This window comes from Marinilactibacillus sp. Marseille-P9653, assembly GCF_916618885.1.
GTDB lineage: Bacteria > Bacillota > Bacilli > Lactobacillales > Carnobacteriaceae_A > Marinilactibacillus.
This window is the reverse complement of record NZ_CAKAKH010000001.1, coordinates 1,911,899-1,938,536: the sequence shown is the minus strand read 5'-3', so window position 1 is coordinate 1,938,536 and position 26,638 is coordinate 1,911,899. Positions and strand designations below refer to the sequence as shown.

22 protein-coding genes are annotated in these 26,638 nt (G+C 37.2%); 20 read left to right on the top strand and 2 right to left on the bottom strand.

Annotated features, from left to right (window positions below; translation table 11 throughout):
- Positions 1-243: 243 nt before the first annotated feature.
- The 20 genes from rny (at position 244) to LG377_RS09355 (ending at position 25,694) form a co-directional block, all read left to right on the top strand.
- A complete protein-coding gene (gene rny, locus LG377_RS09450) occupies positions 244-1,809 on the top strand; it encodes a ribonuclease Y (protein WP_225744412.1) in 1,566 nt (521 codons plus the stop codon).
- 210 nt (positions 1,810-2,019) lie between these two features.
- Positions 2,020-2,823, top strand: coding sequence for a TIGR00282 family metallophosphoesterase (locus LG377_RS09445; RefSeq protein WP_225744411.1), 804 nt, complete (start codon positions 2,020-2,022; stop codon positions 2,821-2,823).
- A 52-nt stretch (positions 2,824-2,875) separates the two neighbouring features.
- Positions 2,876-5,500, top strand: a complete 2,625-nt coding sequence (gene mutS, locus LG377_RS09440; protein ID WP_225744410.1) for a DNA mismatch repair protein MutS — start codon at positions 2,876-2,878, stop codon at positions 5,498-5,500.
- Between the two features lie 33 nt (positions 5,501-5,533).
- A complete protein-coding gene (mutL, locus tag LG377_RS09435) occupies positions 5,534-7,489 on the top strand; it encodes a DNA mismatch repair endonuclease MutL (RefSeq protein ID WP_225744409.1) in 1,956 nt (651 codons plus the stop codon).
- 75 nt (positions 7,490-7,564) lie between these two features.
- Positions 7,565-8,008: a peptide-methionine (R)-S-oxide reductase MsrB gene (gene msrB / locus LG377_RS09430; protein ID WP_225744408.1), complete on the top strand. Its 444-nt coding sequence runs from the start codon at positions 7,565-7,567 to the stop codon at positions 8,006-8,008.
- A 90-nt stretch (positions 8,009-8,098) separates the two neighbouring features.
- Complete coding sequence (ruvA, locus tag LG377_RS09425) at positions 8,099-8,710, top strand: Holliday junction branch migration protein RuvA (protein ID WP_225744407.1); 612 nt, start codon at positions 8,099-8,101, stop codon at positions 8,708-8,710.
- A gap of 24 nt (positions 8,711-8,734) precedes the next feature.
- Positions 8,735-9,745, top strand: a complete 1,011-nt coding sequence (gene ruvB, locus LG377_RS09420; protein ID WP_370632554.1) for a Holliday junction branch migration DNA helicase RuvB — start codon at positions 8,735-8,737, stop codon at positions 9,743-9,745.
- A 33-nt stretch (positions 9,746-9,778) separates the two neighbouring features.
- Entirely contained in the window at positions 9,779-10,813 is a 1,035-nt protein-coding gene (gene queA / locus LG377_RS09415) for a tRNA preQ1(34) S-adenosylmethionine ribosyltransferase-isomerase QueA (RefSeq protein WP_225744406.1), read from the top strand.
- Positions 10,814-10,845: 32 nt separating this feature from the next.
- Positions 10,846-11,991, top strand: a complete 1,146-nt coding sequence (gene tgt / locus LG377_RS09410) for a tRNA guanosine(34) transglycosylase Tgt (RefSeq protein ID WP_225744405.1) — start codon at positions 10,846-10,848, stop codon at positions 11,989-11,991.
- Positions 11,992-12,185: 194 nt separating this feature from the next.
- Positions 12,186-12,536: a preprotein translocase subunit YajC gene (gene yajC / locus LG377_RS09405; RefSeq protein ID WP_225744404.1), complete on the top strand. Its 351-nt coding sequence runs from the start codon at positions 12,186-12,188 to the stop codon at positions 12,534-12,536.
- 31 nt (positions 12,537-12,567) lie between these two features.
- Positions 12,568-12,852, top strand: coding sequence for a post-transcriptional regulator (locus LG377_RS09400; RefSeq protein ID WP_225744403.1), 285 nt, complete (start codon positions 12,568-12,570; stop codon positions 12,850-12,852).
- A 216-nt stretch (positions 12,853-13,068) separates the two neighbouring features.
- The gene (gene dinB / locus LG377_RS09395; RefSeq protein WP_225744402.1) at positions 13,069-14,235 is read left to right on the top strand and encodes a DNA polymerase IV; all 1,167 of its coding nucleotides are present in this window, start codon (positions 13,069-13,071) and stop codon (positions 14,233-14,235) included.
- Positions 14,219-15,526 carry a DRTGG domain-containing protein gene (locus LG377_RS09390; protein WP_225744401.1) on the top strand — a complete coding sequence of 436 codons (1,308 nt, stop codon included), beginning with the start codon at positions 14,219-14,221 and terminating at the stop codon, positions 15,524-15,526. Before dinB ends, LG377_RS09390 begins: the two co-directional genes overlap by 17 nt.
- Positions 15,527-15,549: 23 nt before the next feature.
- A complete protein-coding gene (locus tag LG377_RS09385) occupies positions 15,550-16,539 on the top strand; it encodes a bifunctional oligoribonuclease/PAP phosphatase NrnA (RefSeq protein WP_225744400.1) in 990 nt (329 codons plus the stop codon).
- A gap of 170 nt (positions 16,540-16,709) precedes the next feature.
- Positions 16,710-18,824, top strand: a complete 2,115-nt coding sequence (locus LG377_RS09380; RefSeq protein WP_225744399.1) for a PBP1A family penicillin-binding protein — start codon at positions 16,710-16,712, stop codon at positions 18,822-18,824.
- Positions 18,825-18,941: 117 nt separating this feature from the next.
- Positions 18,942-19,283 carry a YlbF family regulator gene (locus LG377_RS09375; protein ID WP_225744398.1) on the top strand — a complete coding sequence of 114 codons (342 nt, stop codon included), beginning with the start codon at positions 18,942-18,944 and terminating at the stop codon, positions 19,281-19,283.
- A gap of 107 nt (positions 19,284-19,390) precedes the next feature.
- Positions 19,391-20,611, top strand: coding sequence for a DNA repair exonuclease (locus LG377_RS09370; protein ID WP_225744397.1), 1,221 nt, complete (start codon positions 19,391-19,393; stop codon positions 20,609-20,611).
- Positions 20,612-20,626: 15 nt separating this feature from the next.
- On the top strand, positions 20,627-23,428 hold the full coding sequence (locus LG377_RS09365) for an AAA family ATPase (protein WP_225744396.1): 2,802 nt from the start codon (positions 20,627-20,629) through the stop codon (positions 23,426-23,428).
- Positions 23,429-23,456: 28 nt separating this feature from the next.
- Complete coding sequence (locus LG377_RS09360) at positions 23,457-24,422, top strand: 3'-5' exoribonuclease YhaM family protein (RefSeq protein WP_225744395.1); 966 nt, start codon at positions 23,457-23,459, stop codon at positions 24,420-24,422.
- Positions 24,423-24,668: 246 nt separating this feature from the next.
- A complete protein-coding gene (locus LG377_RS09355) occupies positions 24,669-25,694 on the top strand; it encodes a peptidylprolyl isomerase (protein WP_225744394.1) in 1,026 nt (341 codons plus the stop codon).
- A 63-nt stretch (positions 25,695-25,757) separates the two neighbouring features.
- Here the strand turns inward: LG377_RS09355 and LG377_RS09350 are convergent, their stop codons facing one another.
- Both LG377_RS09350 and LG377_RS09345 read right to left on the bottom strand, forming a co-directional pair.
- Positions 25,758-26,117 (bottom strand): YtxH domain-containing protein, encoded by a 360-nt coding sequence (locus LG377_RS09350; protein ID WP_225744393.1) that lies wholly within the window; start codon positions 26,115-26,117, stop codon positions 25,758-25,760.
- A complete protein-coding gene (locus tag LG377_RS09345; RefSeq protein WP_225744392.1) occupies positions 26,114-26,551 on the bottom strand; it encodes an HIT family protein in 438 nt (145 codons plus the stop codon). The genes LG377_RS09350 and LG377_RS09345 overlap by 4 nt, the downstream gene beginning before the upstream one ends.
- Positions 26,552-26,638: the final 87 nt, after the last annotated feature.

Sequence of the window (26,638 nt, the reverse complement as noted above, 5' to 3'; positions counted from 1 at the left end):
TTTTAAACAATATTTCAACAAAAAGGTTTAAAATCCTTCTCTTTCTACAAACTGTATTGACACATAGACATAAGACCTTTAAAATTAGATTGTCTGTTACACAATTATGTTAATCATAAACACATTATTATAACTGACGTACGTTCTCAGTAATTGAAAACGGTCGTTGCTTAACATAAATAGTACCTGACTTTTTTATACATGAATTAAATGCAAACTAAATAATGATACGGAGGTGACCAAATGACTACTCTTTTATACTCAGTAGCCTTCGCTATCGTTACTTTAATCATCGGATTTTTCGTAGGAGCTAATTTCAATAGAAAAAGCTTTGAAAAAAGACTTGCTGATTCAAGAAAAACAGCCGAGAACATAGTAGAAGATGCTAACAAAGAAGCTGAAACCTTGAAGAAAGAAGCGTTGTTAGAGGCCAAAGAGGAAATCCATTCTTATCGAACAGAAGTAGAATGGGAGTTAAAAGAAAGACGCTCTGAAGTAGCACGTCAAGAAAATCGTTTGGACCAGAGAGAAGACAATCTTGAACGAAAAGCTAATACGATTGATAAGAGAGAAAGTTCTTTACAAAGTAGAGAAGATCGTTTGACAAGTAGACAAAAAGCGATTGAAGACTTGGAGCAAGTAGCTGAGGATTTAATTACAGAACAGCAAGAGAAATTACTGGCTGTTGCTGCTTTATCTCAAGAAGAAGCGAAATCAATCGTTTTATCTCAAACAGAAAAAGAATTATCTCGTGAATTAGCAATCATGGTCAAACAATATGAAGACAAAGCGAAATCAGAAGCTGACCGTAGAGCCAAAAACTTAATTACTCAAGCCATACAACGCTCTGCAGCAGACAAAGTTACCGAAACAACTGTCAGCGTAGTAAACTTACCGAATGATGATATGAAAGGTCGTATCATAGGACGAGAAGGACGTAATATACGTACGCTTGAGAGCTTGACAGGTATGGATCTAATAATCGATGATACACCAGAAGCAGTCGTATTAAGTGGATTTGATCCTATACGTCGTGAGACAGCTAAAATGGCACTTGAAAAACTGATTTCAGATGGACGAATCCATCCAGGACGAATCGAGGAAGCAGTAGAAAAATCTCGAAAAGAAATGGATGAACGTATCCGAGAAATTGGTGAAGAAGCTATTTTTGATTTAGGTATTCACTCAATACATCCTGATTTCATTAAAATAATCGGGCGCTTACACTTTAGAACAAGCTATGGTCAAAATGTTTTGAATCACTCAATCGAAGTGGCCAAAATTGCTGGTGTAATGGCAGCAGAACTTGGAGAAGATATTCAGCTAGCTAAGAGAGCTGGATTATTGCACGATATTGGTAAAGCATTGGATAGCGAAGTAGAAGGATCTCACGTTGAGATCGGTGCTCAAATAGCGATGAAATATCAAGAAAGCGAAACGGTCATCAATGCAATTGCTTCCCATCATGGAGATGTTGAAGCAAGCTCGATCATTGCTGTGCTTGTAGAAGCGGCAGATTCAATTTCTGCAGCAAGACCAGGCGCTAGAAGCGAATCTCTTGAAAACTATCTACAGAGACTTGAAAATCTTGAAAGAATTTCTAATGGATTTGAAGGTGTCAAAGAAAGTTATGCAATACAAGCTGGTAGAGAAATTCGCATTATTGTTAGACCGGATCAGCTAGACGATAGCATGTCCGCTAAATTAGCACGGAGTGTTCGGAAACAAATCGAGGAAGATATGGATTATCCGGGACATATTAAAGTAACGGTCATTCGCGAGACTAGAGCTGTTGAATACGCAAAATAATTAAATGAACAATGTCATCCAAGAAGAACAGCTTTCGCTGTTCTTCTTTTTTTGATATGGATGTATAGTGTAAAGAATGAATAAGTTTAAGATTGAATAATTGCAGATGTCGAAGCGTACGTAAGGGAAAGTATCTTTGTCAATTCACTTTGATTTTATCCTATCAATACTGGTAAAATAATAGTTACTGAATGGAGAAGAGGAAGTTAAATGAAAATACTATTTATTGGGGATGTAGTCGGCTCTATGGGACGAGAAATGGTCCAGGAGTATCTACCCAAGCTAAAAGCAAAATACAAGCCACAGGCAACGATTTTAAATGGAGAAAATGCAGCCGGTGGCAGAGGCATTACAGAAAAGATCTACAAGGAGTTTCTTCAATGTGGTGTTGATGCTGTAACAATGGGAAACCATACTTGGGACAAAAGAGAGATCGTCGATTTTATAGATGACTCCAAGAAACTGATTCGTCCAGCAAACTATCCAAATCTTTCCAGAATCCCAGGAAAAGGGATTGCTTATATTAAAATCAATCAACAAGAATTAGCAGTAATCAACCTACATGGTAGAGTGTTTATGGCAGATCTTGAAGATCCTTTCAGAGTAGGAATGGAACTGGTAGAAGAAGCCAGAAAAAGAACGCCTCATATCTTTATTGATTTTCATGCTGAAGTAACAAGCGAAAAAGAGGCAATGGGCTGGTATATGGATGGTAAAGTATCAGCGATTGTAGGGACACACACGCATGTCCAGACCAATGACCATAGAATCTTACCTGGAGGAACAGGATACATGTCTGATGCTGGGATGACAGGCTTTTATGATGGTGTACTTGGAATGAAAAAAGAAGCCATTATTGAAAAGTTCCTTACACAGTTACCAGCTCGATTTGAAGTGCCAGAAACTGGTCGAAAGAAATTAAATGGATGTTTTATAGAATTAAACGATACAACAGGGAAAGCCAAATCCATTATACCTATTCGTATTGATGAAGATACACCGTTTTTTGATTAAGCAGGTATAGATGAAACGAATCCTTTATTTTAGATATAGAGAGGTGAGGTAAATGCCTCAAAAGACAAAACACACACCCATGATGGAACAATATTTAAAGATCAAGGAACAGTATCCTGACGCTTACTTGTTTTACAGACTTGGCGATTTTTATGAACTGTTTTTCGATGATGCCGTAGAAGTAGCACAAATGTTGGAATTGACGTTGACTAGTAGAAATAAAAACGCAGAAGAACAAATTCCAATGTGTGGTGTACCCCATCATTCTGCGCAGAGGTATATTGATGCATTAATAGAAAAAGGGTATAAAGTAGCCATCTGCGAGCAAGTTGAAGATGCTAAGTTGGCAAAGGGAATGGTAAAGCGAGAAGTCGTACAAGTGATCACTCCTGGAACAGTGATGAACGCATCATCTGTTCAAGCTAAAGAAAATAATTACATTGCAGCAGTATTGAAAGTGGATGAGCATTATACACTGGCTTATACGGATTTAACCACCGGAGAATTAAAAGCAACAAAATTACATTCTCAAGAGGAAATCAAAACAGAATTGCAGTCTCTGAAAATCAAGGAAGTTTTATTTGAAAGAAATCAGGATCCGGTTCTCGTCGAAAGATTAGAGACGGAACTGGATATTCTTGTGTCCTTAATATCGATAGAAACCATCGAGGTAACGGCACTAGAAGAATTGAAAAAAGAGTGCGCAGACAAGCAGATTCATAAGGTAATTGACCTTCTGCTGACTTATCTGATCAAAACTCAAATGCGTAGTCTGGATCATCTGCAACCGGCGCAGCAATATGAAACGTCTCATTATATGATTTATGGTCAAGAAGCCCGCCGCAATCTAGAGTTATCGACTTCTTTAAGAGATGGATCAAAGAAAGGTACGTTACTCTGGTTACTCGATGAAACCAAAACAGCTATGGGTGGGAGAAAGCTGAGACAATGGCTCGAAAAACCACTGATATCTAAAAAAGCGATAGAAAATCGGTTAAATATTGTAAGTGTTTTAATCAATCATTTCTTTGAAAGAACAGATTTAACAGATACGCTGACGAGTATTTACGACCTTGAACGACTAGCTGGAAGAGTTGCCTTTGGAACAGTAAACGCACGTGATCTAATTCAATTAAAAAACTCTTTGAATCAAATTCCGAAATTGATTCAGATTATAGAAGGAATGAACGCAAATCATGAATGGGATGAGTTGCTTAAGCAACTTGATCCTGTAGAAGAAATTGCGGAATTGATTGAAACAGCAGTTGAGGAAGAGCCTCCTTTATCTATCACAGATGGTGAAATCATTAAAATGGGCTATCAGGATCAGCTTAACGAATATAAAGATGCTATGATCAATGGCAAGAAGTGGATCGCGAATATGGAAGCAGAAGAGCGATCACTGACTGGCATCAAGAATTTGAAAATCGGCTTCAATAAAGTTTTTGGTTATTATATCGAAGTGACTCGATCCAATATTGATAAAATTGATGAGCAGAGGTATCAAAGAAAGCAGACTTTAACGAACGCGGAACGTTATAGCACTCCGGACTTAAAAGAAAAAGAAGCGTTAATTTTAGAAGCAGAAGAAAAATCCAAAGCGCTTGAATATGAGTTGTTTATCGAAATTCGTGAACAAGTAAAAAAACAAATTAAACGATTACAAAAACTGGCTAGTATTGTTGCTGAAATTGATTGTTTTCAGTCGTTTGCTTGTATCAGTGAAACGTATGATTATGTTCGCCCTGAATTCAACACAACGTCTCAAGATATTTTAATCAAAGAAGGGCGCCATCCAGTTGTAGAAAAAGTAATGAAAGAACAAGTCTATGTGCCCAATGATGTTGAATTAGAAGGAGACACAGACATTCTTCTAATTACAGGACCGAATATGTCCGGTAAAAGTACCTATATGAGACAATTGGCCTTGACGGTTATTATGGCTCAAATCGGCTGTTACGTTCCAGGAAAATACGCTAAACTACCCATATTTGATCGTATATTTACACGTATCGGAGCAATGGACGATTTGATTGGTGGACAAAGTACATTTATGGTTGAGATGATGGAAACAAATCATGCGATAGAGTTTGCCACAGATAAAAGTTTACTACTGTTCGATGAAATTGGACGCGGAACCGCAACCTACGACGGAATGGCTCTCGCAGAAGCCATCATAGAATATGTTCATGATAAAATTGGGGCTAAGACGTTATTTTCTACCCATTACCATGAATTGACCGTTTTAGAAGACCGATTGGATCATTTGAAGAATATTCACGTTGGCGCTGTAGAAGAAGAGGGACAGCTTGTATTCCTTCATAAAATGCTTGAAGGCCCGGCTGATAAAAGTTACGGTGTTCAAGTTGCAAAACTAGCAGGACTACCGGACACTTTGATTGGCCGTGCTTCAGGGATATTGACTGAATTGGAACAAAAACAAGCAGGACTATTCGATCAATCTACGGAAAAAGAAACTGCAGTAGCGCCTTCTCGGAAACAAGAAAGCAACAAAAAAGTTCAGGAAACACGGGATGAGCAATTGTCTTTATTTGTATCCGAATCAGCTGAGAGAGAAGTAGCTGCCTTAGAGATGATTAAAGCTACCAATATTATGAACTTGACACCGCTACAAGCAATGACATTACTGAATGACTTACAAGATAAACTCAAATAAATGCCCATCTGAATGGAGAAAGGAGCCAAAGAAATGTCCCAGATCAAAATCATGTCTTCTATTTTAGCCAACCAGATAGCAGCCGGTGAGGTCATTGAAAGACCGGCATCAGTTGTAAAGGAACTGGTGGAAAATTCAATTGATGCAAAAAGTACAAAAATCGATATCTACGTAGAAGAAGCTGGGCTTAAATCTATTCAAGTAACAGATGATGGAGAAGGCATCCAGTCAGATGAGGTTCAAAAAGCATTTGAACGTCATGCAACTAGTAAACTGATTTCAAATGAAGATCTTTTTCGTATTCGAACGCTTGGATTCAGAGGAGAAGCTTTACCCAGTATTGCTTCAGTCTCTATGATCACCATCGAGACTTCTCAGCAAAATCTCCCAGGTAGAAGAGTCGTGTTGAAAGCGGGAGAAATCATTGAGAATCACCCTTCTTCTTCTAGAAGAGGAACAATGATTAAAGTTGAAGAACTATTTTTCAATACACCTGCTCGACTCAAATACGTCAAAACACTTAAAACTGAACTGGCGCACATCAGTGATACGATCAACCGAATTGCGTTATCTCATCCTGAAATTAGTTTTAGATTGTTCAGTGACCAAAATCAGTTGCTGAAAACAGTAGGTAATGGAGATGCGAGACAAGCCATTGCTGGTGTATACGGTGTAGATGCTGCTAAAAAGATGCAAGCCATCGAAGCGTCAAACTTTGACTTCACTGTTTCAGGTTATGTTTCATTACCTGAACTGACCAGAGCAAGCAAATCATATTTGACACTTGTCGTCAATGGTAGACATATCAAGAACTATGCATTGTCCCAAGCAATCGTAGACGGATATTCTTCCAAATTAATGGTAGGCAGATATCCTTTAGCATTGGTCAATATAGAGATGGATCCATTATTGTTAGACGTCAATGTACATCCAACGAAACAACAAGTCAGGATCAGTAGTGAAAAAGAACTCATTCAACTGATCAAGCAGGCTGTTGGGGGACTGATGCAGTCTCAACAAAGGATACCCAATGCGCTAGGCAATATTCATTCCAGTAAAAAAGAAACTAGCCAGAATAAAATAGAACAGACGACGTTCAATTGGCAAGAAAGTGCGGACTCAAAAAAACCTACTGAATGCAAGCAGGCTCTTTTCAGAGAACCAGTCAAAGAAGTAGAAGACCCGTTTGCCGAAAAAAATGAACCGACTGCTTACTCAGTTGAAGATCAGTATGGACATGAAAGCCATCAGAATATTCGTGAAGATAATCATCATGATCCGAAGTACACAGCAGTAGATCCGTCTACAGAGGAGTCTTCGCTACCAGAAGAGAAGCATGTTCTTGAATCTCCACTTAAGACAGCAGACAGAGTGCTTAAAGAAGCAAAATCAGTGCGTGAATTTCCACATCTAGAATATGTTGGTCAAATGCATGGGACCTATTTGTTTGCTCAAAATGAAGATGGACTTTATATTATTGATCAGCATGCCGCTCAAGAAAGAATTAAATATGAATACTACAGAAAAGAGATCGAAAAAGATGGAACGGTTCAGCAAGAATTACTCGTTCCGATTGTACTGGAATATCCTTCAAATGATGCCATCACCATTCGAGAGCATACAGACAAACTGTTGAAAGCGGGGATTGAATTAGAAGACTTTGGTCAGAACAGTTTTCTGATTCGTCGTCATCCAGCATGGTTCAAAGCTGGACAAGAAGAAGCAATCGTACAGGAAATGATTGATTTTCTACTTGAGAAGAACGATTTATCTGTTGCTAAATTCAGAGAAGCTACGGCTATTATGATGAGTTGTAAACGATCAATTAAAGCGAATCATTATCTAAATCCTAACGAAGCAAGAGTTCTGATACAAGACTTGAAAGAAACAGAAAATCCTTACAACTGTCCTCATGGACGTCCGGTCCTGGTACAAATGACAAATAATGACATGGAAAAAATGTTTAAAAGAATTCAAGATCCGCATTAGTAAAAAAACGAGCGGATTACCTTTAATTTTGCACGATATATTGGTACAATGTAGGTTAACAGGAGGGATAGTATCATGGCAAAACAATTTTCAGATGAAGAATTAAAACAACGTTTAACTAGAGAACAATACGAGGTCACTCAAAACAGTGCAACTGAACGAGCGTTTACTGGTGAATACGATGATTTTTATGAAGATGGAATTTTTGTAGATGTTGTAAGTGGTGAACCGCTATTTTCTTCTAACGATAAATATGATGCTGGTTGTGGTTGGCCTTCTTTTTCAAAACCAATCCAAAAACGAGGCGTTAAAGAATTAAGAGATTCTACTCATGGCATGGAAAGAACAGAAGTTAGAAGTAGTGAAGCAGATTCTCACTTAGGACACGTATTTACAGACGGTATACCGGAACAAGGTGGTTTGCGTTACTGTATCAACTCTGCAGCGATGAAATTCATTCCTAAAAGTAAACTAAAAGAAGAAGGATACGAAGAGTATCTGCCTGAATTTAACGCATAAAGAAACGATTCCCAGCCCCTAGGAAAATTTTATGGGCTGGGTATTTCTATGTTACAATAGATGAGAAATTAGCTGAAAAGGGGAACTTATGTGTACGAATACATAAAAGGAATCATTACGCACATTTATCCAAGTTATCTTGTAATCGAAACGAACGGAATCGGATATCACGTTTTAATGGCGAATCCTTTTCGGTATACCGATTATCATAATCAAGAAGTCCAACTGTATGTATACCAAAATGTCAGTCAAGATGATATCAATCTTTTCGGATTTAAAACGCACGAGGAGAAAGGTCTTTTCTTGAAGCTGATCAATGTTTCAGGAATCGGGCCGAAAAGTGCACTAGCTATCTTAGCTAATGAAAATCATAGAGGGCTTATTCAGGCAATCGAACAAGAAGATGTGAAATTCTTGCAGAAATTTCCAGGTGTTGGTAAGAAAACAGCTTCTCAGATCGTGCTGGACTTGAAAGGGAAGTTGTCTGAATTAAGTATTGATCAGTTTACTGGGCAACTTTCAGAGGAGTTGTCATTTGAAGAAGATGATGGGAACCTGTCTTTACAAGAAGCTACAGAAGCATTGATAGCTCTAGGGTATTCTAAGAGAGATGTCGTAAGAGTTAAAAAGTCTTTAGAAGCTATGGGACAAACGACTACAGATACCTATATCAGAGAAGGCTTGAAATTATTAATGAAATAATAAGATGAAAAAGGAGGTGCAGTAGTGGAGAGTGAAGATAGATTGACGTCGGAAGATTTATTGAGTGCATCAGAAGGCTCTTTGGAAAAATCCTTACGTCCACAATATTTTGATCAGTATATTGGCCAAGATAAAATCAAACAAGAGCTTTTGATTTATATCGAAGCAGCAAAGAATCGTGAAGAAGCTTTAGACCATGTCCTTCTTTATGGACCGCCGGGACTCGGAAAGACAACAATGGCAATGGTTATAGCAAATGAAATGAAGGCGACCATCAGAACAACGAGTGGACCGGCTATAGAGAAACCGGGAGATTTAGTTGCGCTATTGAACGATTTAGAGCCAGGTGGGATTTTGTTTATAGATGAGATTCATCGTCTACCAAGAGTCGTTGAAGAGATGCTTTATTCAGCAATGGAAGATTATTATATCGATATTATTATTGGTCAAGGAGAAACAGCCCATCCAGTGCATTTTCCTTTGCCACCATTCACTCTAATAGGTGCAACAACGCGTGCCGGAACACTATCTGCGCCTTTAAGAGATCGTTTTGGAATCCTATCACATATGGAATATTATGCTGAACAAGATTTAAAAGAAATTGTGGAGCGTACGGCAGATGTGTTGAATACGCAAACAGATGAAACAGGCGCAATCGAACTTGCCAGAAGATCAAGAGGAACGCCACGTATCGCGAACCGATTACTCAAGAGGGTACGCGATTATGCTGAAGTCGTCGGTGAAGGAATCGTTAATGAAGACATTGCTTCTAAAGCTTTGGACTTATTAAGAGTCGATAGCCATGGTCTGGATACTGTTGATCAGAAACTGCTGATGACGATGATTACTCTATATAATGGTGGACCAGTCGGATTAAATACATTGTCTGCAAATATCGGTGAAGAGATGGAGACGATCGAAGACATGGTAGAACCATATCTCTTGAAAGAGGGATTCATTCAGCGAACACCTAGAGGTCGGGTAGCAACAGCTAAAGCCTACCGACATTTTGACTTACCTGAAAAACCTCTTTAAAGCATCATAGAATAAAAAGGAGAGAAAATTGTGATGTTAACTACAGAAGACTTTGACTTTAATTTGCCGGAAAACTTAATTGCGCAAACCCCACTTGAAGATAGATCTTCTTCAAAAATGATGGTCCTTTCTACTTCAGATCAAACAATTAAAGATCAGAAGTTCGAAGACATTATAGAAGAACTACAAGCTGGAGACGCCTTAGTCATGAATAATACGCGCGTACTACCTGCTCGGTTACATGGGGAGAAAGAAGAAACTGGCGCTCATATTGAACTATTACTTTTGAAAAACACAGCAGGGGATAAGTGGGAAACGCTTGCCAAGCCAGCTAAAAAAGCTAAAGCAGGGACAAAAATTCTCTTTGGAGACGGTCGATTAGTCGGAACTGTTCAAGAAGAGTTAGAACATGGCGGAAGAATCGTGGAGTTTTCTTACGAAGGGATTTTTTTAGAAACTCTTGAATCTCTTGGTGAAATGCCTCTACCACCTTACATCAAGGAAAGGTTAGAAGATCAAGACAGATATCAAACCGTTTATGCAAAAGAAAATGGATCTGCTGCTGCACCAACTGCTGGTTTACACTTTACAAAAGAAATTATCGAAAAAGTTGAAGCAAAAGGTGTAAAGATTGTTTTCTTAACATTACATGTAGGGATTGGAACATTCCGTCCAGTTAATGTAGAAAACTTAGATGAACATAAGATGCATGAAGAATTTTACCAATTATCTGCTGAATCTGCTCAGACATTGAATGATATTAGAGAAAACGGCGGCAAAATCGTTGCAGTAGGAACCACTTCTATTAGAACGCTTGAGACCATTGGAACAAAATTCAATGGAAAGCTTGAAGCCGATAGTGGATGGACAGACATCTTTATCGCACCTGGTTACCAGTTTAAAGTGGTCGATGCCTTTTTGACAAACTTCCATTTGCCAAAATCTACCTTAATTATGCTAGTCAGTGCGTTTGCTGGAAGAGAATTTGTCTTGAAAGCATACAATCACGCTGTTGAAGAACAGTACCGTTTCTTCAGTTTTGGGGATGCAATGTTTTTAAAAAAGTAAGGAAATTAAATTAAAAGAAATTGAGGGTTACAATGATAGATCATCCGATAAAGTATCACTTAGAGAAAAAAGAAAAACATACAGGAGCAAGACTTGGAAAAATCGAGACGCCACATGGAACATTTGAAACCCCTATGTTCATGCCTGTTGGAACACTTGCAAGTGTTAAAACGATTGCGCCTGAAGAGCTAGAAGAAATGGGTGCAGGCATTATATTGAGTAATACGTATCATCTCTGGCTGAGACCAGGCGAAGATATTGTAGAAGAAGCAGGTGGTTTGCATGAATTCATGCAATGGGACAAAGGTATTCTGACGGATTCAGGCGGTTTCCAAGTGTTTTCCTTATCTGATATGAGAGATATCAAAGAAGAAGGAGTTCATTTCAGAAGTCACCTTGACGGTTCAAAGCTATTTTTATCTCCAGAGAAGGCTATTCAGATTCAAAACAGTCTTGGATCAGATATTATGATGAGTTTTGACGAATGTCCACCATTTGATGAAAGCTATGAGTATGTTAAAAAATCTGTGGAACGTACATCAAGATGGGCAGAAAGAGGCCTCGAGGCACATAAAAAATATGATAGACAAGGATTATTTGGGATTGTTCAAGGTGCAGGTTTTGAAGACTTAAGAAAGCAGTCGGCAAAAGACCTAGTTAGTATGGATTTTTCCGGTTATTCGATCGGTGGACTTTCGGTGGGCGAACCTAAAAAAGAAATGTATCGTGTCTTAGACTTCACAACACCATTATTACCTGAAGACAAGCCGCGTTATCTCATGGGTGTTGGCACGCCAGATGCCTTAATAGAAGGTGTAATGAGAGGTGTTGACATGTTTGACTGTGTGTTACCTACTCGTATTGCACGAAATGGGACAACGATGACGAGTAAGGGTAGAGTTGTTATTAAAAATGCTCAATATGCCAGAGATTTTGGACCACTTGATGATAAATGCGGTTGCTATACTTGTCGCAATTATTCTAGAGCGTATATTCGTCATTTGATTAAATCAGATGAAACATTTGGACTTAGACTGACAAGTTACCATAACTTATACTTTTTACTGGATTTAATGAAAAAAGTGCGTCAGGCGATCAGAGAAGACAATCTTCTGGAGTTCAAAGAAGCCTTTTTTGAAGAGTATGGATATAACAAACCGGATGCTAAAAACTTTTAATTCGATTCAAACTTATGTAGCATTCGCTTACAAAATCTGATAAGGTAGTAGGTGTCGTTAATGTTTAAATTTATTTAAACATCTAATCACTGCCTAAACGAACTAGGCTTGAGAAAATTAGGAATCATTTAAATTATCAAGGCTTTAAGCGACTCACAGTCTATGATAAAGAAACGAATAATGGAGGAAATAACATGGAAACAATAGTTGGTTTATTTGGATCAGTTTTACCGTTTGTATTTATTATCGCAATTGCGTATTTCTTGATGGTAAGACCGCAACAAAAACGAGCAAAAGAAGCTCAAAACATGCTGAGTTCATTACAAAAAGGTGACTCAATCGTAACAATCGGTGGACTTCACGGCGTCATTGATGAAGTTGATTCAGAAGGAAAGACAGTCGTTTTAGACTGTGAAGGCATTTATTTAACATTTGAACGTCGTGCGATTGCTCGTATTGTAACAAAAGTTGATAGTGTCCAAACGACTACAACAGAAGAATTAGGTACGAACACGCCCGATTCAACTGATGAAGAAGAATTATAGACCGATAACTCAGTAATAAAGGAGGTACCTTTTGGACTTTCAAACACAGACTTTTATGAATTATGAGGTTTGGCTGAAAATGAAGCAGGAGGAATTTTCAAAGAATGGTTATGATCAAGTCACAATCGAAGATCTTTGGAAATATTGTAATACTTTTCTGTGGAAACACATTCGTCCCGAGAGGTACCATGAAGAAGTAAAAGCCATTATGGGTATCGGACTGAATGATTATTTCAACTACGCTTCGCTTGAAGCTCAAGTTTATAATGTCTCCTCTCTAGATGAAATGGATTTTGGAGATATACTGGGATCATAAAGAAAAAAAGACAGAGATGAGTGTGCTCATTCTCTGTCTTTTTGTTTGTAGTTTTACTAGATGTAACAATATATTCTAAAACAAAATGATACTTGAAGGGGATTTCTAGTATAATCATTTAGTAGATACTTTAAATTTTAAAGGTAAGATTAAAGGGTATAAAGTCATAAACATGCAAATTTTGAACTTAGGTAAATGAACTAAAGAGGTGAACCGATGAAATATGGTATTCTAACTTTTGATGAACCTGAGAGGGATACATCTAGAAAAATCATTCATATTGATATGGATGCATTCTATGCTTCTGTAGAAGTTAGAGAAAATCCTTCTTTACGAGGTAAGCCAGTTATTATCGCTCGGCATCCAAAAGAGAATGGTGGTAGAGGGGTCGTTGCTACGGCTAGCTACGAAGCTAGAAAGTTTGGAATCCACTCAGCTATGAGTGCTCAAAAGGCTTATGAACTATGTCCAGATGGGATATTTGTTTCTGGAAAGTTTGAGCTTTATCGTTCTATATCAGAAGAGATTCGAGCAATTTTCAAGCGATATACGGATTTAATCCAACCGTTATCTCTCGATGAAGCTTACCTTGATATAACCGAAAATAAGATTAATTTAAATAGTGCGACATTAATTGCACAAAGAATCCAAAAAGAGATTTATTACGAACTTGGCCTAACTTGCTCAGCAGGCGTGTCTTATAATAAATTTCTTGCAAAGTTAGCTTCTGACTTTAAAAAGCCTTCAGGCATAACCGTTATCCCACCAGATGATGCACATGAATTTCTGACGAGTCTGCCCATTGAAAAATATTATGGGGTAGGGAAAAAATCAGTAGAAAAAATGCATGCACTGGGAATTTTTAACGGACAAGACTTATTTGATCAGAATGAAATGGAGCTTGTTTCTCATTTTGGTAAAATGGGCCATTCTCTTTACCGTAAAGTTAGAGGGATTGACGACAGTGCAGTCGTCGCTGATCGAACGCGTAAATCAGTTGGCAAAGAAAAAACATTTTTAGATGATTTGAAATCAGAGGAAGAAGTGACTCAGTCTCTTCGGCAGATTGCTAATCTTACTTTTGCATCTTTGAAAAAGAGTCAAAAGCACGGTAAAACAGTGGTACTAAAAATTAGATACAATGACTTCAGCACGTTTACAAGACGCAAGACCTTTCCTGAATATATTCAGGATGCAGATGAGCTTTTTGTAAGTGCACTAAGGATTTTTGAGGAAGAAGGTTCAGTATCAAAAGGGATTAGACTTCTAGGAATCACAGTCACTGGTTTAGATTCTTTATTGTTCGAAAACATTCCATTAAAACTTTGGGATAGACAAAAGACTAAAAATGAAAAGGAAACTGCAGATGGCGACGAAGCATGAACAAATTTTAAATTTTATCGAGTCGATCTCAATAGGAGAAAAGCTATCGGTCAGGTTGATTGCGAAAGAACTGAAAGTCAGCGAAGGAACAGCTTATCGGGCAATTAAAGAAGCCGAGAATAATGGCCTTGTCACAACGATACAACGTGTTGGAACGATAAGAACCGAATCGAAAACAGAAGGAAATATTGAAAATCTGACTTTTGAAGAGATTTTAAAAATCATTGATGGAGAATTATTAGGTGGTAAAAACGGATTAAATAAAACCTTAAATAAATTTATCATTGGTGCGATGACAGAGAATGCGATGCTCCGCTATATTACGGAAGAATCACTCATGATTATCGGAAATAGAGAATCTGCTCAAAGATTATCTCTTCAAAACGGCGCCGCTGTTTTAATTACAGGGGGATTTAGAGCAGATCAAGAAATTATTGATTTATCAAACGAATTGTCTCTTCCAGTTATGACGACATCTTATGATACATTTACAGTAGGTGCGATGATCAACCGTGCGATGAGAGATCAGTTAATCAAAAAAGAAATTATGCTGATTGAATCCATCTATACACGTTTAGAGCATACTCAGTACTTAACAACGGATGATACGGTATACGATTACCGTATTGCCAATCAAAGTAGTCAGCATACACGGTATCCTGTCATCGGACTCAATGACCGATTAGTTGGAATCGTGACGGCTAAAGATATTATTGGCAAAAAAGATACCGTCTTAATCAAAAATGTCATGACAAAAAACCCCGCATTTACAACAAACCATATGAGTGTGGCGAGTGTGGCACATACGATGATCTGGGATGGACTAGAAGTTATGCCTGTCGTCTCAGACGAAAAGAAATTACTAGGGATTGTATCCCGCCAAGATATTATGAAAGCTATGCAGTCCCAACAGCGACAACCACAGACTGGTGAAACGATAGCAGATCAGATCAATCAACTGATAAAAGAGAGGAACCCTGAAGAGTATTCTTTCAGCGTAACACCACAGATGACAAATGGCATGGGAACAATCTCTTTTGGAGTGTTAAGTGAGATCGTCACTGAAACAGCTTATTTAAAACTTTCCCAGCAGAACAAAAGAAATGTTGTGGTGGAACAAGTTCAGTTGCATTATCTGAACTTGATACAAATCGGTAGTACATTAACAATCAGACCAAACGTTTTCGACAAAAGTAGAAGATCGGCTAGACTAGATATTGAAATCTTTTCGGAGAGCGGATTGTCTGCCAAAGCGATCATTGTTTGTCAACTCTTACAAAAAATCAAATAGTACAGGATTGGAAGGAAAATTAAATGACATTAAAATCAATGAATACAGCGGACTACGATACGAAATTAGAAATATTGAATACCATTAAAAAGTGGGAGACGATTATCATTCATCGTCACGAAAGACCTGATCCAGATGCACTCGGATCACAGTGTGGATTAGCAGAACTCATTAAAGGCACCTATCCAGATAAAAAAGTCTATACAGCTGGTTTTGATAATGACAATCTAGCCTTTTTACAAAAAATGGATCCACCAAAAAAAGAAGACTATGCTAATGCTTTAGTGATTGTAACGGATACAGCTAATGTCAAGAGAATAGACGGTAAAGCATTTGATTTATCTGAGAACTGGATCAAAATTGATCATCATCCATTAGATGATTCTTATGGGGATATTGAGTGGGTCAATACAAAAGCAAGTAGTTGTAGCGAAATGATTGCTGACTTTTGGCTAACATTTAAAGATGAACTGGTCATGACGACAGAAGCAGCAAGATTATTGTACGCAGGGATTGTTGGAGATACAAATCGATTCTTATATAATGGAACGTCCAGTTATACAATGCAAATTAGTGCAGAACTAATGAACTTTCCATTTTCACATACAGCATTAAATAATAAAATGAATGTCATCAAACCACCAGTTGCTAAATTAATGGGGTATGTATTAGAAAACTTCTCAATCAATGATCAAGGCGTAGGACATATCATACTGACTCAGGAAACTTTGAAGAGTATGAATATTGGAGATAAGGATACAAATGGTATCGTTTCTCTTCCAGGATCCATTGAGGGCGTGAAAGTCTGGGGCATATTTGTTCAGCAAGTGGAAGGTCATTATCGTTGTAGATTACGTTCAAAAGGGCCAGTTATCAATGAGATTGCAAAACAACATGATGGCGGAGGACACCCGCTTGCAAGTGGAGCTAATGCAAAAGATAAAAGTGAGATTGAACAGATTTTAGGTCAAATGACGGAAGCAGCTGACCAGTGGAAGCCAGAAACCGTATAAATCAGTCTTTAGACGGATGATTCTAAATCAGTATGCAGATACGATAAGATGAAACATCCTTTACTTAAGATAATCAAAAGATAAAAGAAGATCGTCTGATATAACCACAGTGGATATTCAATGAATAAGTTGGTATCCATAGGGTAACAAAAGATATTGAGGGAAAAATCATGAAAAATCAGAATTTCAAGCAGCAAATCAAAAACAAGTCACGTTCTTTTTGGATCTGGTTGAAGCCAATTCTATCTCGTTTAATGATTCGACTGCGTCGGACTTGGAAGAAATATCATTTAACCAAAAGTCTGATTCTATTCGGACTGACGGTTTCATTGGTTTTCAGTATCTATCTAGCTTATTTGGCTAAAACAGCTAACGTAAGCGCACTTCGTGCAGGACTAGAACAGACGACGACAATCGTTGATGTTCAAGGAGAAGCAGCAGGTACGTTGTATGATCAAAAAGGAACATTCGTAGAATTGGAACAGATTTCACCAAATATACAAAATGCCGTTACATCTACTGAAGACCAGAGATTCTATGAGCACCGTGGATATGATATTAGAGGGATCGGAAGAGCGGGCATTAAATTTTTGACAAGTGGTAGAATTTCTGGCGGTGGGAGTACGATTACGCAGCAGTTGGCTAAAAATGCGTATTTATCTGCAGATCAAACGCTTATCAGAAAACTGAGAGAATTGTTTTTGGCTATAGAGATTGAAAAAAACTACAGTAAAGAAAATATATTGGAAATGTATTTGAATAATGCTTATTTTGGTAATGGTGTCTGGGGTGTTGAAGATGCTTCTTACAAGTATTTCAATAAGTCAGCTGCTCAACTGGATGTAGCAGAAGCGGCTACTATTGCAGGAATGTTAAAAGCTCCATCAAATTACAATCCGATTGATCATTATGATCGAGCGATTGATAGAAGAAATATTGTTTTGAGTTTAATGGTTGATACGGAAAAGCTAACAGAACAAGAAGCTCAGATGATTAGTCAGTCAGGATTAACCCTCTCTGATGGTTTTGCAGATGAAGATGGGTACCGTTATCCTTACTATTTTGATGCTGTGACAAATGAAGCTGTTTATCGGTATGGTATAGCAGAAGAAGATCTTCTAAATAATGGATATACGATTTATACTTCCTTGAACCAGACCTATCAGCAACAGATGGATGCGACTTACCAGAATAGTGCCTTATTTAAAGATGCATCAGATGGAACGGTTGTCCAGAGTGCTTCAATAGCAATAGATCCTTTAACAGGGGGTGTCAATGCAGTTGTCGGTGGAAGAGGAGAATATACTTTCCGGGGACTTAATAGAGCAACTCAAATGAAACGTCAACCCGGGTCAGTGATCAAACCTTTAGGTGTTTACGTTCCAGCCCTTGAGAATGGCTATGAAATTGATTCGATGTTACAAGATGAATTAACATCATATGGAGAAACCAATTATCAACCTACTAATCTATCAGGAACATATGCTGGCGAAGTGACAATGTATAATGCACTGTCAAATAGTTTGAATGCTCCAGCAGTCTGGTTACTGAACGAGATTGGGTTGAACAAAGGTGTAAATAAATTAAAAGAGTTTGGCTTACCTGTCAGTGATAAAGATATGCATTTAGGGGCTATTGCACTTGGTGGAATGGATCAAGGCGTTTCTCCGATGCAGATCGGGAGTGCCTATGCAGCTTTTGCTAATGGAGGAAAGCGTATTGACCCTTACTTTATAACAAAAATTGTGGATGCTACCGGAGCGGTTGTCGTAGACCATACGAGACCAAAAGAGAAACGCGTCATGTCGGAAAATGTAGCGGAAGAGATGAATAGAATGCTACTGAATGTATATTCTTCTGGTACAGCACGTAATAACCAACCAAACGGATATAGAGTTGCAGGGAAGACCGGTACAACTCAAACATCTAGTGGAACAGGCTCGACTGACCAATGGATTGTAGGGATGACACCGGATATCGTGGTAACAAGTTGGATGGGATTCGATCAGACGACAGAAGATCACTATTTGACAGACAGTAGTTCACAAGGAATCGGAATGGTTATGAAGTCTGAATTAGAGCATATTCTACCCTATACAAGCCAAACAGCATATGCTGTAGAAGATGCAAATACAGAAGAAGCAGAAGCAGATAATAATCAGGAACTAATGGAGCAAGTGAACAAAGGAATAGAAGATACAAAAGAAATCATTCGCAAGGGATCTTCTTATATCAAAGAGGGTGCTGGAAAAGTCGTTGAGTTTTTCAAAAATTCTGTAAGATAATCTAGTTCTTATTCTAAGAGAAAAGTGATTAATACTAGAATGGTATTCGGATTCATGATAAACTGAATTTAGAAAATAATCAGTTAATTATCTGGTTATAAATGAAGGGATGAGAGTATGGCGGTCAATATTTATGACACAGCTAACCAGTTAGAAAGAGAAATAAGAGAAACAGAACAATTTGTAACATTGCAGGAATCTTTCAAAGCAGTACAAAGCGATGAAGAAGCTAGTGCAATTTTCAATGAATTCAGAAATGTACAACAAGTACTACAACAAAAACAAATGACTGGGCAAGAAATTACTGAAGAAGAAGCACAACAAGCTCAAGAAATTTCAGGTAAAATCGGAGAGAACGAAATCATTTCTGGTTTACTTGAAGCGGAAAAACAAGTTGGACAAATGATAGACGATATCAACCAAGTTGTTTTGAAACCTGTTCGCGAATTATATCAGTAAAATTAAAAGAGTTTTAAGTGAAAAGAGCTTGCTGAAAGGTGAGCTCTTTTCATTTAGATTTAAAAAGAACATACGTACCCAGACGGTTTGAGAGGATTGAAGAAAGTATGATCAAATTTATTCATGCAGCAGACTTGCATCTGGATAGTCCGTTCTCTGGACTGAAAAGTCTGCCTAAAAAAATTGTGGAGATGATTCAGCAATCCACCTTTCAGTCTTTAGCGACGATCGTGTATTCCGCAATACATAACCAGGTAGACTTTGTTGTCTTTTCGGGAGATATTTACGATTTAGAAGATCGTAGTGTGAAAGCTCAAGTGCAATTTAAAAAAGAGATGGAACGCTTAAATAAAGCCAACATACCTGTTTATATCATTCATGGCAATCATGATTTTATTGGAGATGAAAAGCTCCATTTGTCTTTACCTGAGAATGTTAAAGTATTTGGTACCAGTGTAGAAACCGTTCGTATGGCAACTAAAAGTGGAGAAAGCGTTGCGGTATCAGGATTCAGTTATGGTGAAAGATGGATTACGGAGCGCATGATCACAGACTATCCTAAAAGACACACGCAAGTAGATTTTCATATTGGCTTATTGCACGGATTTCAAGAAGGGATCAATAGTGAACATGCACGCTATGCTCCTTTTACACTGAATGAGTTAAAAGAAAAAAATTATGATTACTGGGCTTTAGGACATATTCATGTCCGAAGTAAAGTTTCGGATTTTCCACTAGCTTATTATCCTGGAAACATTCAAGGACGTAATAAAAAAGAAACCGGTGAAAAAGGTTACTTGATGGTTGAGCTTAACAAGAATGCTTCTGCTGAAATCGACTTTTATTCTAGTGCGCCTATTGTCTGGAAAAAAGTGATGGTAGATGCCGTAGAACTAAATGATATGGATGCGATTTATAAGCTAATCCAAGAATCTTTACCATCGGTTGAATCTGAGCCAGTTCATTATCTTATATCGCTAGAGTTACAGGTCTCAGAAGACATTAAAGACACATTACTGAAAAAAATTAGCCAAGATGAATTTATTGAAGCTCATCATTTTTTTGAAGAGGCTCAATTTATCTGGATCGCAAATTATAAAGTTTCTCAAATCAAATCAAATCACAATGATTCTGATCTGCAATCATTGTTTCCAGTGGCCTTTCAAGAAGTTCTATCAGAGCTTTCAGAAGAAGAAGGATTCAATGAATTAACGACAGATTTCTTTGATCAATCCAAGTTTTCTAGGATATTAGAAGAAAGATCAGTGACTTATAGAGAAGAAATGATTAGAGAAGCTTTATCTGAGTTGCGCAATCAGTCGATTTAAAAGGAGTAAGAGAAGTTGAAGATTAAAAGCCTAATAATATACGGATACGGGAAATGGATTGATCAGAGCATTGATTTTTCTAGTGATTTTCATGTCGTTTTTGGACAAAACGAAGCCGGAAAATCTACTATTATGTCATTTATCCATAGTATTTTATTTGGTTTTCCAACCAGACATAGTGCACTGCTCAGGTATGAACCTAAAGATAGTAGTCGGTACGGTGGGAAAATCATAATAGAGGATGAACGATTTGGAGTTGTCAGCATTGAACGGGTGCAAGGAAAGTCAACTGGAGATGTGACAGTCCTCATGGAAGACGGGGCAACTGGAAGTGAGGCCTTACTTCACAAAATTTTATATGGTATAGATCGTACCTTGTATCAGTCAGTATTTTCTTTTCATCTAAAAGGAATCGAACGTGTTGAAGATATGACAAAAGATCAAATGAACCGTTATTTTCTAAGTGCCGGAGCTTTAGGAACAGAACGATTTCTACAAAAAGCTGACCAGTTCAAGCAAAAAGCAAATGGATTATATAAGCCAACCGGACGTGTACCAAAAATCAATCAGGCTCTAAAGGGACTAGAAGAAAAGCAAGCTGCTATGGAGTTAGCAAAAAGTAAAAATTCAGAATATCTGGACCTACTGCAAAAAGTAGAAGAATTAAATCAAGAGATCGAAGAACAGGAACGCACACAAAAAGATTTAAACAGAAGAATCCAAAAACTTAAGCAATTCGAACAGAACTTTGAAGCAGTTGAAACAATCAAACAACTTGAAAAAGAAATTGAGCAGTTAAATACTTCTAAACTTAATGAGAATAGTCTTTATGAGATGAATACGTTAAACAAACAAATAGAAGACATTCAAAAAGAAATTAGAACTCAGCAAGCATTACTTAAAGGGTTCGAAGAAGAATATGAGCCGTCTAGTCAATTAATTTTATATCAAGAACATGAACAAAGTATAGATGCCCTAGCTGTTCAAATTGGTTCGATTGATGACTTGATCAGAGAGCAAAAATATGTTTACAAAGAGTTAGAAAAAGCGGAACAAGAAATTACTAAGAAACGGATACAGCTAGATTTATCTGATGATGAACAAATTCCAACTGCCCTAACGAAGGCTGAAAAAGAAACCCTAGCAGAATGGCAGCGCGAAACAAATCTTAAAGAGAGCGGAATTGATCTACTGAAAGAAAAATTGACGACTATCGGATTCAAGATTAGTTCTCTTGAAGAGTCCATTGATGAGTTAGAACAAAATCTTTGGTCTAATGAACAATTTAGAAAAGAAGAAGATCACTTTGAAGCAAAACCAGCGACTCGTTCGCAAGCTATTCAGTTAACAAAAGAAATGAGTATTCTACTCGTTTCGATAGTATTGATTATAAGTACACTTTTATTGGATTTACCTTTTATGCTCTTATGGATTTTGCTAGCCGTTAGTCTCATAATGGGTAGTATTTTCAGCACATGGGAAAAAATGCATAAAAAAGATCAAGATTCTGCACAGATATCCTATGAAGACTATATTCGTCAAAAAGAGATCCGCAGACAGTGGCGAGACTATTTATTTAATAGCGACAAACTTGAAAGTGAGAAACAATTCTTGCATTCAGAAATAGCTAGTCTAGAAACCGAAATTGAAAACATACAGAATGACTGGTCTAAGTTTAAAGAAGATCGATTGGCAGGATATCGCACTGTACTATCAACTGTATTGCAATTTGAAGAAATGCTTAGTGAACTTCGTGTTAGTGAAAGCGAACGGAATAAAGTGCGTGATCACTTAGAAGAATTAAAAACAGCATTATTTCTTAAAACAGAACAGTTTGATCAAGTATCTGAATTATTTTCCGAAGAAGATACACCTACTGAGAAAATATCAAAATTCAAAGTGTTTTATCAACAAGTTAAAGAAGAAAGAAATCAATTACAGCAATATATGATTGAGAGTCAAGAAGCGAGAAGGTCACTGAATCGCTCGATTGAATCTGAGAAAACAATTCTTAGAAAAAAGAACCAACTGTTGCAAGAGGCGGGGGCAGATTCCGAAGAGGTATTTAGGCATTTATATGGTATATTAAAACAAAAGAACGAAAAAGAAGAAAGATTAAAAGTGCTTAAAGAACAATTACCTGAAAACCATTTGGAGATAAAAGCTGATTCGATAGAAGATATTCGATCTCAAGAAAAACAATTACAACAAGATGTATTGAATGTAACCTCGAGTATAAAGAGCTGTACTCAAGAAAAAATAGAAATCGAAGTTCATATCAAAAGACTGGAAGAGGGTGGAGAATATACAACACTACTACAGGAATTTGAGAATGAAAAGAGCCATCTACAAGAATTAGTGAATAGCTGGGTAACCAGTAAATTGGCTTCTAATATCATCGAAAAAACCCTCAAATACGCTAGAAAAGATCGGTTCCCTCAAACTATAATGGATGCTGAAAACTATTTCAGTTATTTAACGCAGGGGAAATATACTAAAATCGTTATAGATGATGAAACGGTCTTTATATTAAATAATGAAGGTCACTATTTCAGAGCAGATGAACTATCAAGAGGAACAGCCGAACCCTTATATGTTGCATTGAGGTTAGCTTTTATCAACAATATCAAAGACACTATTCGTATGCCGTTACTGGTAGATGATGGATTTGTAAACCTGGATCGGACTCGAAGAACACGAATGTACGAACTGTTAAAAGAAATCAGTCAGACAACACAAGTCATCTACTTCTCATTTGATCAACAGTCTCTTGAATCTCTAGAAGATGGTCAGAAAACGATTTTAACTAAAGTGTAGACGAGCTAGAAATAAAAACCTGAAAGGGATGAGTATAGTGGAGAAAAAATTATATGAACATCGTATGGATGAGCAAGTGAACTTGTTCTTGTTAATCAAGTCATCAGAAGAAAAGACGACTAGAAATGGAAAACCTTATCTAGCTTTTACTTTTCAGGATACAAGTGGTGAGATGTCGGCTAATTATTGGGATGCTTCTGAAGAAGATGTTGAAACTTTTCGTTCTGGTGCTGTTGTTAAAGTAAATGGAAAGAGAGAAGAGTATAAAGGGAGCCCACAATTAAAAATCAATGCGATTCGAGTAGCTACAGAAGGTGAACCAGCGAATCCTGAACTTTACGTTGAAAGAGCACCTATCAAGAAAGAAAAAATGATTGAACAATTCAATAAGGCGATTTTTGATATTACGAATGCGCACATGAATCGGATTGTTCGACATATTATGAATAAGTATCAGAAAGATTTTTTCCAGAGTCCAGCCGCTAAGACTAATCATCATGCTTTTTTAGGTGGTTTGGCCTATCACACCATTTCCATGCTTGGAATCGCTCGTTCAATTGTGGAGCAATATGACTTTTTGGATCAGTCTTTACTATTTTCTGGTCTAATCCTTCATGATGTTGGGAAAGTGGTGGAATTGTCCGGACCAACGGCCACAGAGTATACACTCGAAGGGAAGTTGATCGGGCATATTGTAATTGTACATGAAGAAATTTCTAAAGCTTGCCAACAACTGAAAATTGATGAATCAAATGAAGATGTTGTTTTATTAAAACATATGATGTTGTCTCATCACGGTCAGCTGGAATATGGATCTCCTGTCAGACCACAAGTTCCTGAAGCAGAAGCCCTTCACTATATTGATCAGATTGATGCTAGGATGAATATGCTCCAGTCAGCAATCAACAAAACAGAAAAAGGAACATTTTCAGAACGACTTTGGGCTATGGAAAATCGATCTTTTTATCGTTCAAACCTTTCGGATAAACTTTAGAAATCAGTTCATCTTCAAATATTATTCAAACTCATGAATAATGTGTAAACATTCTTAGCATTTTAGTGAAAAGCGGGTTTTTATCGCGACATAGGTTTAAAAGTAATCAATGCTGTGGTATATTAATCAAAGTATAGAAGAGTAAAACAAAGTAAATCAATTGCAAGCTATCATAAATTAGCTTGTACAGATTTGCTAAATGTTTTGATTTTAAAACTTATAGAAGTAGGATGTGTAAAGTAAAATATGAAAAAATGGTTAATCGCTACAATGGCTTGTTCAGGAATATTACTTGCAAGTTGTTCTAATAGCCCAGAAGTGGCTTCTACTGAAAACGGAAGAATTAGAGAAGATGCTCTATATGACCGTATGAAAAATGAAGTAACACAATCCGGTCAAAAATACGGAGAACAAATGCTTCAACAAATGTTACTTGAAGATATTTTAGAAAATGCCCATGGCGATCAAGTTTCAGAAGAAGATGTTGATGCAGAATTTGAATCAGAAGCTGAACAATATGGCGGGGTTGAGCAATTCGAGGAACTGATTGCGAACCAAGGTTTAGACGTTGATGAGTTAAAACAAACAATGCGTACATCTTTATTAGTTGAAAAAGCTATTTCCGAATATGCAGATTTCTCTGATGAAGATATTCAAGAAGCTTACGATAATTATGCAGTGAACAATACCGTTGCACATATTCTTGTTGAAGACGAAGAAACTGCCAATGATATTATTGGACAGTTAAATGACGGAGCAGATTTCGGTGAACTTGTTCAAGAATTTTCTACAGATACCGCTTCGGCAGCAAATAATGGTGAAATGGAATTAGTAGAAGGTCAGTTCGTTCCTGAATTTGAAGAAGCTGCAAATGCTTTAGAAAACGAAGGCGACATCACTCAAGAACCTGTTCAATCAGAATTTGGATACCACGTTATTAAGTTAGTCAGCGTTGGAGAAAAAGGCTCGCTTGATGAAGAAAGAGAAACGATTGAAGAAAATATGATCGCTGAGAAATTAGCAGATCAAGCTTACGTCCAAGAAGTGATCTCTTCTTTAGTAGCAGACGCTAATGTCCAAATTGCTGATGATGATTTAAGCAATGCAATGAGTGCTTATATGCAACCGGCGACGGAAGAACAGCCAGTTGAAGAAGAAACACCTGCTGATGATGCAACGGATACGGAAGAAAACACAGAAGAAAATTCTGATGAAAATACAGATGAGAACACAGAGACAGATACAGAAGAAAACACAGAAGACTCAGAGTAATGTTCTCTTAGTTTATAATAAAAAGAAGGCTTGCCAAGTGGCAGGCCTTCTTTTTATGTGTCATTATTTCACAGTCGTACTTTTAATATTCACAGTGGCTACTTCAATATCTTTATTAATTTTGTCCGTTTTTCTTTGAATTCGCTCTATTCTTGGTTGTGCTTCATACATATATTCATTTGAAAGAGCTTGGATATCAGTGATGAATTCAGTTTGTAATTTCATTCCTTCGTCAGCTAAATTTTGCATTGCTGCTTTCAAGTCGCTGACTTTATCATTGACATCCTTTACGTGTTCAGTGGTGTCATCGATATAATTTTTAAGTTTTTCCTGATTTTCTTTACCTGATCTCGGTGTCGTCAATAATCCGTACGTACCACCTAGAATGATTCCACTTAAACTACCTAAAATAAAATGTTTCATTTTGTCATTCCCTCCAATGCCTTTATGAGTTCTGATTGTATGTTATCTAATTCTGCATCAGTATACTGATCAGAATTGTCTGACCACTTCAGACCAAAGTCATCATCTTCACTATATCTTGGTAATAAATGAATATGACTATGGAAAACCGTCTGGGAAGCGACCGCTTCATTGTTCATTAAAATATTTAACCCTTTAACGTCCGGATTATGTTTTTTAACGGCTTTTGCCACAATAGGAAGACTTGAAAATACATTTGCTGCCAACTCTTCATCGTATTCAAAAATATTTCGGACTGGTTTTTTTGTAATAATCAATGTGTGGCCTCTAGTCACTTGTGACAAATCCATTATAGCAATCACATGATCATTCTCAAAAATTTTACGAGCAGGAATTTCTTCCTTTATGATTTTTGTAAAGATACTGTCTGTCATCTTCATTCCTCATTTCCTTTTAACGATCATCCACATGATCTCTTGATTTATTCTAGTTTAGCATAGAATTTAGCATTTTAATAAAAA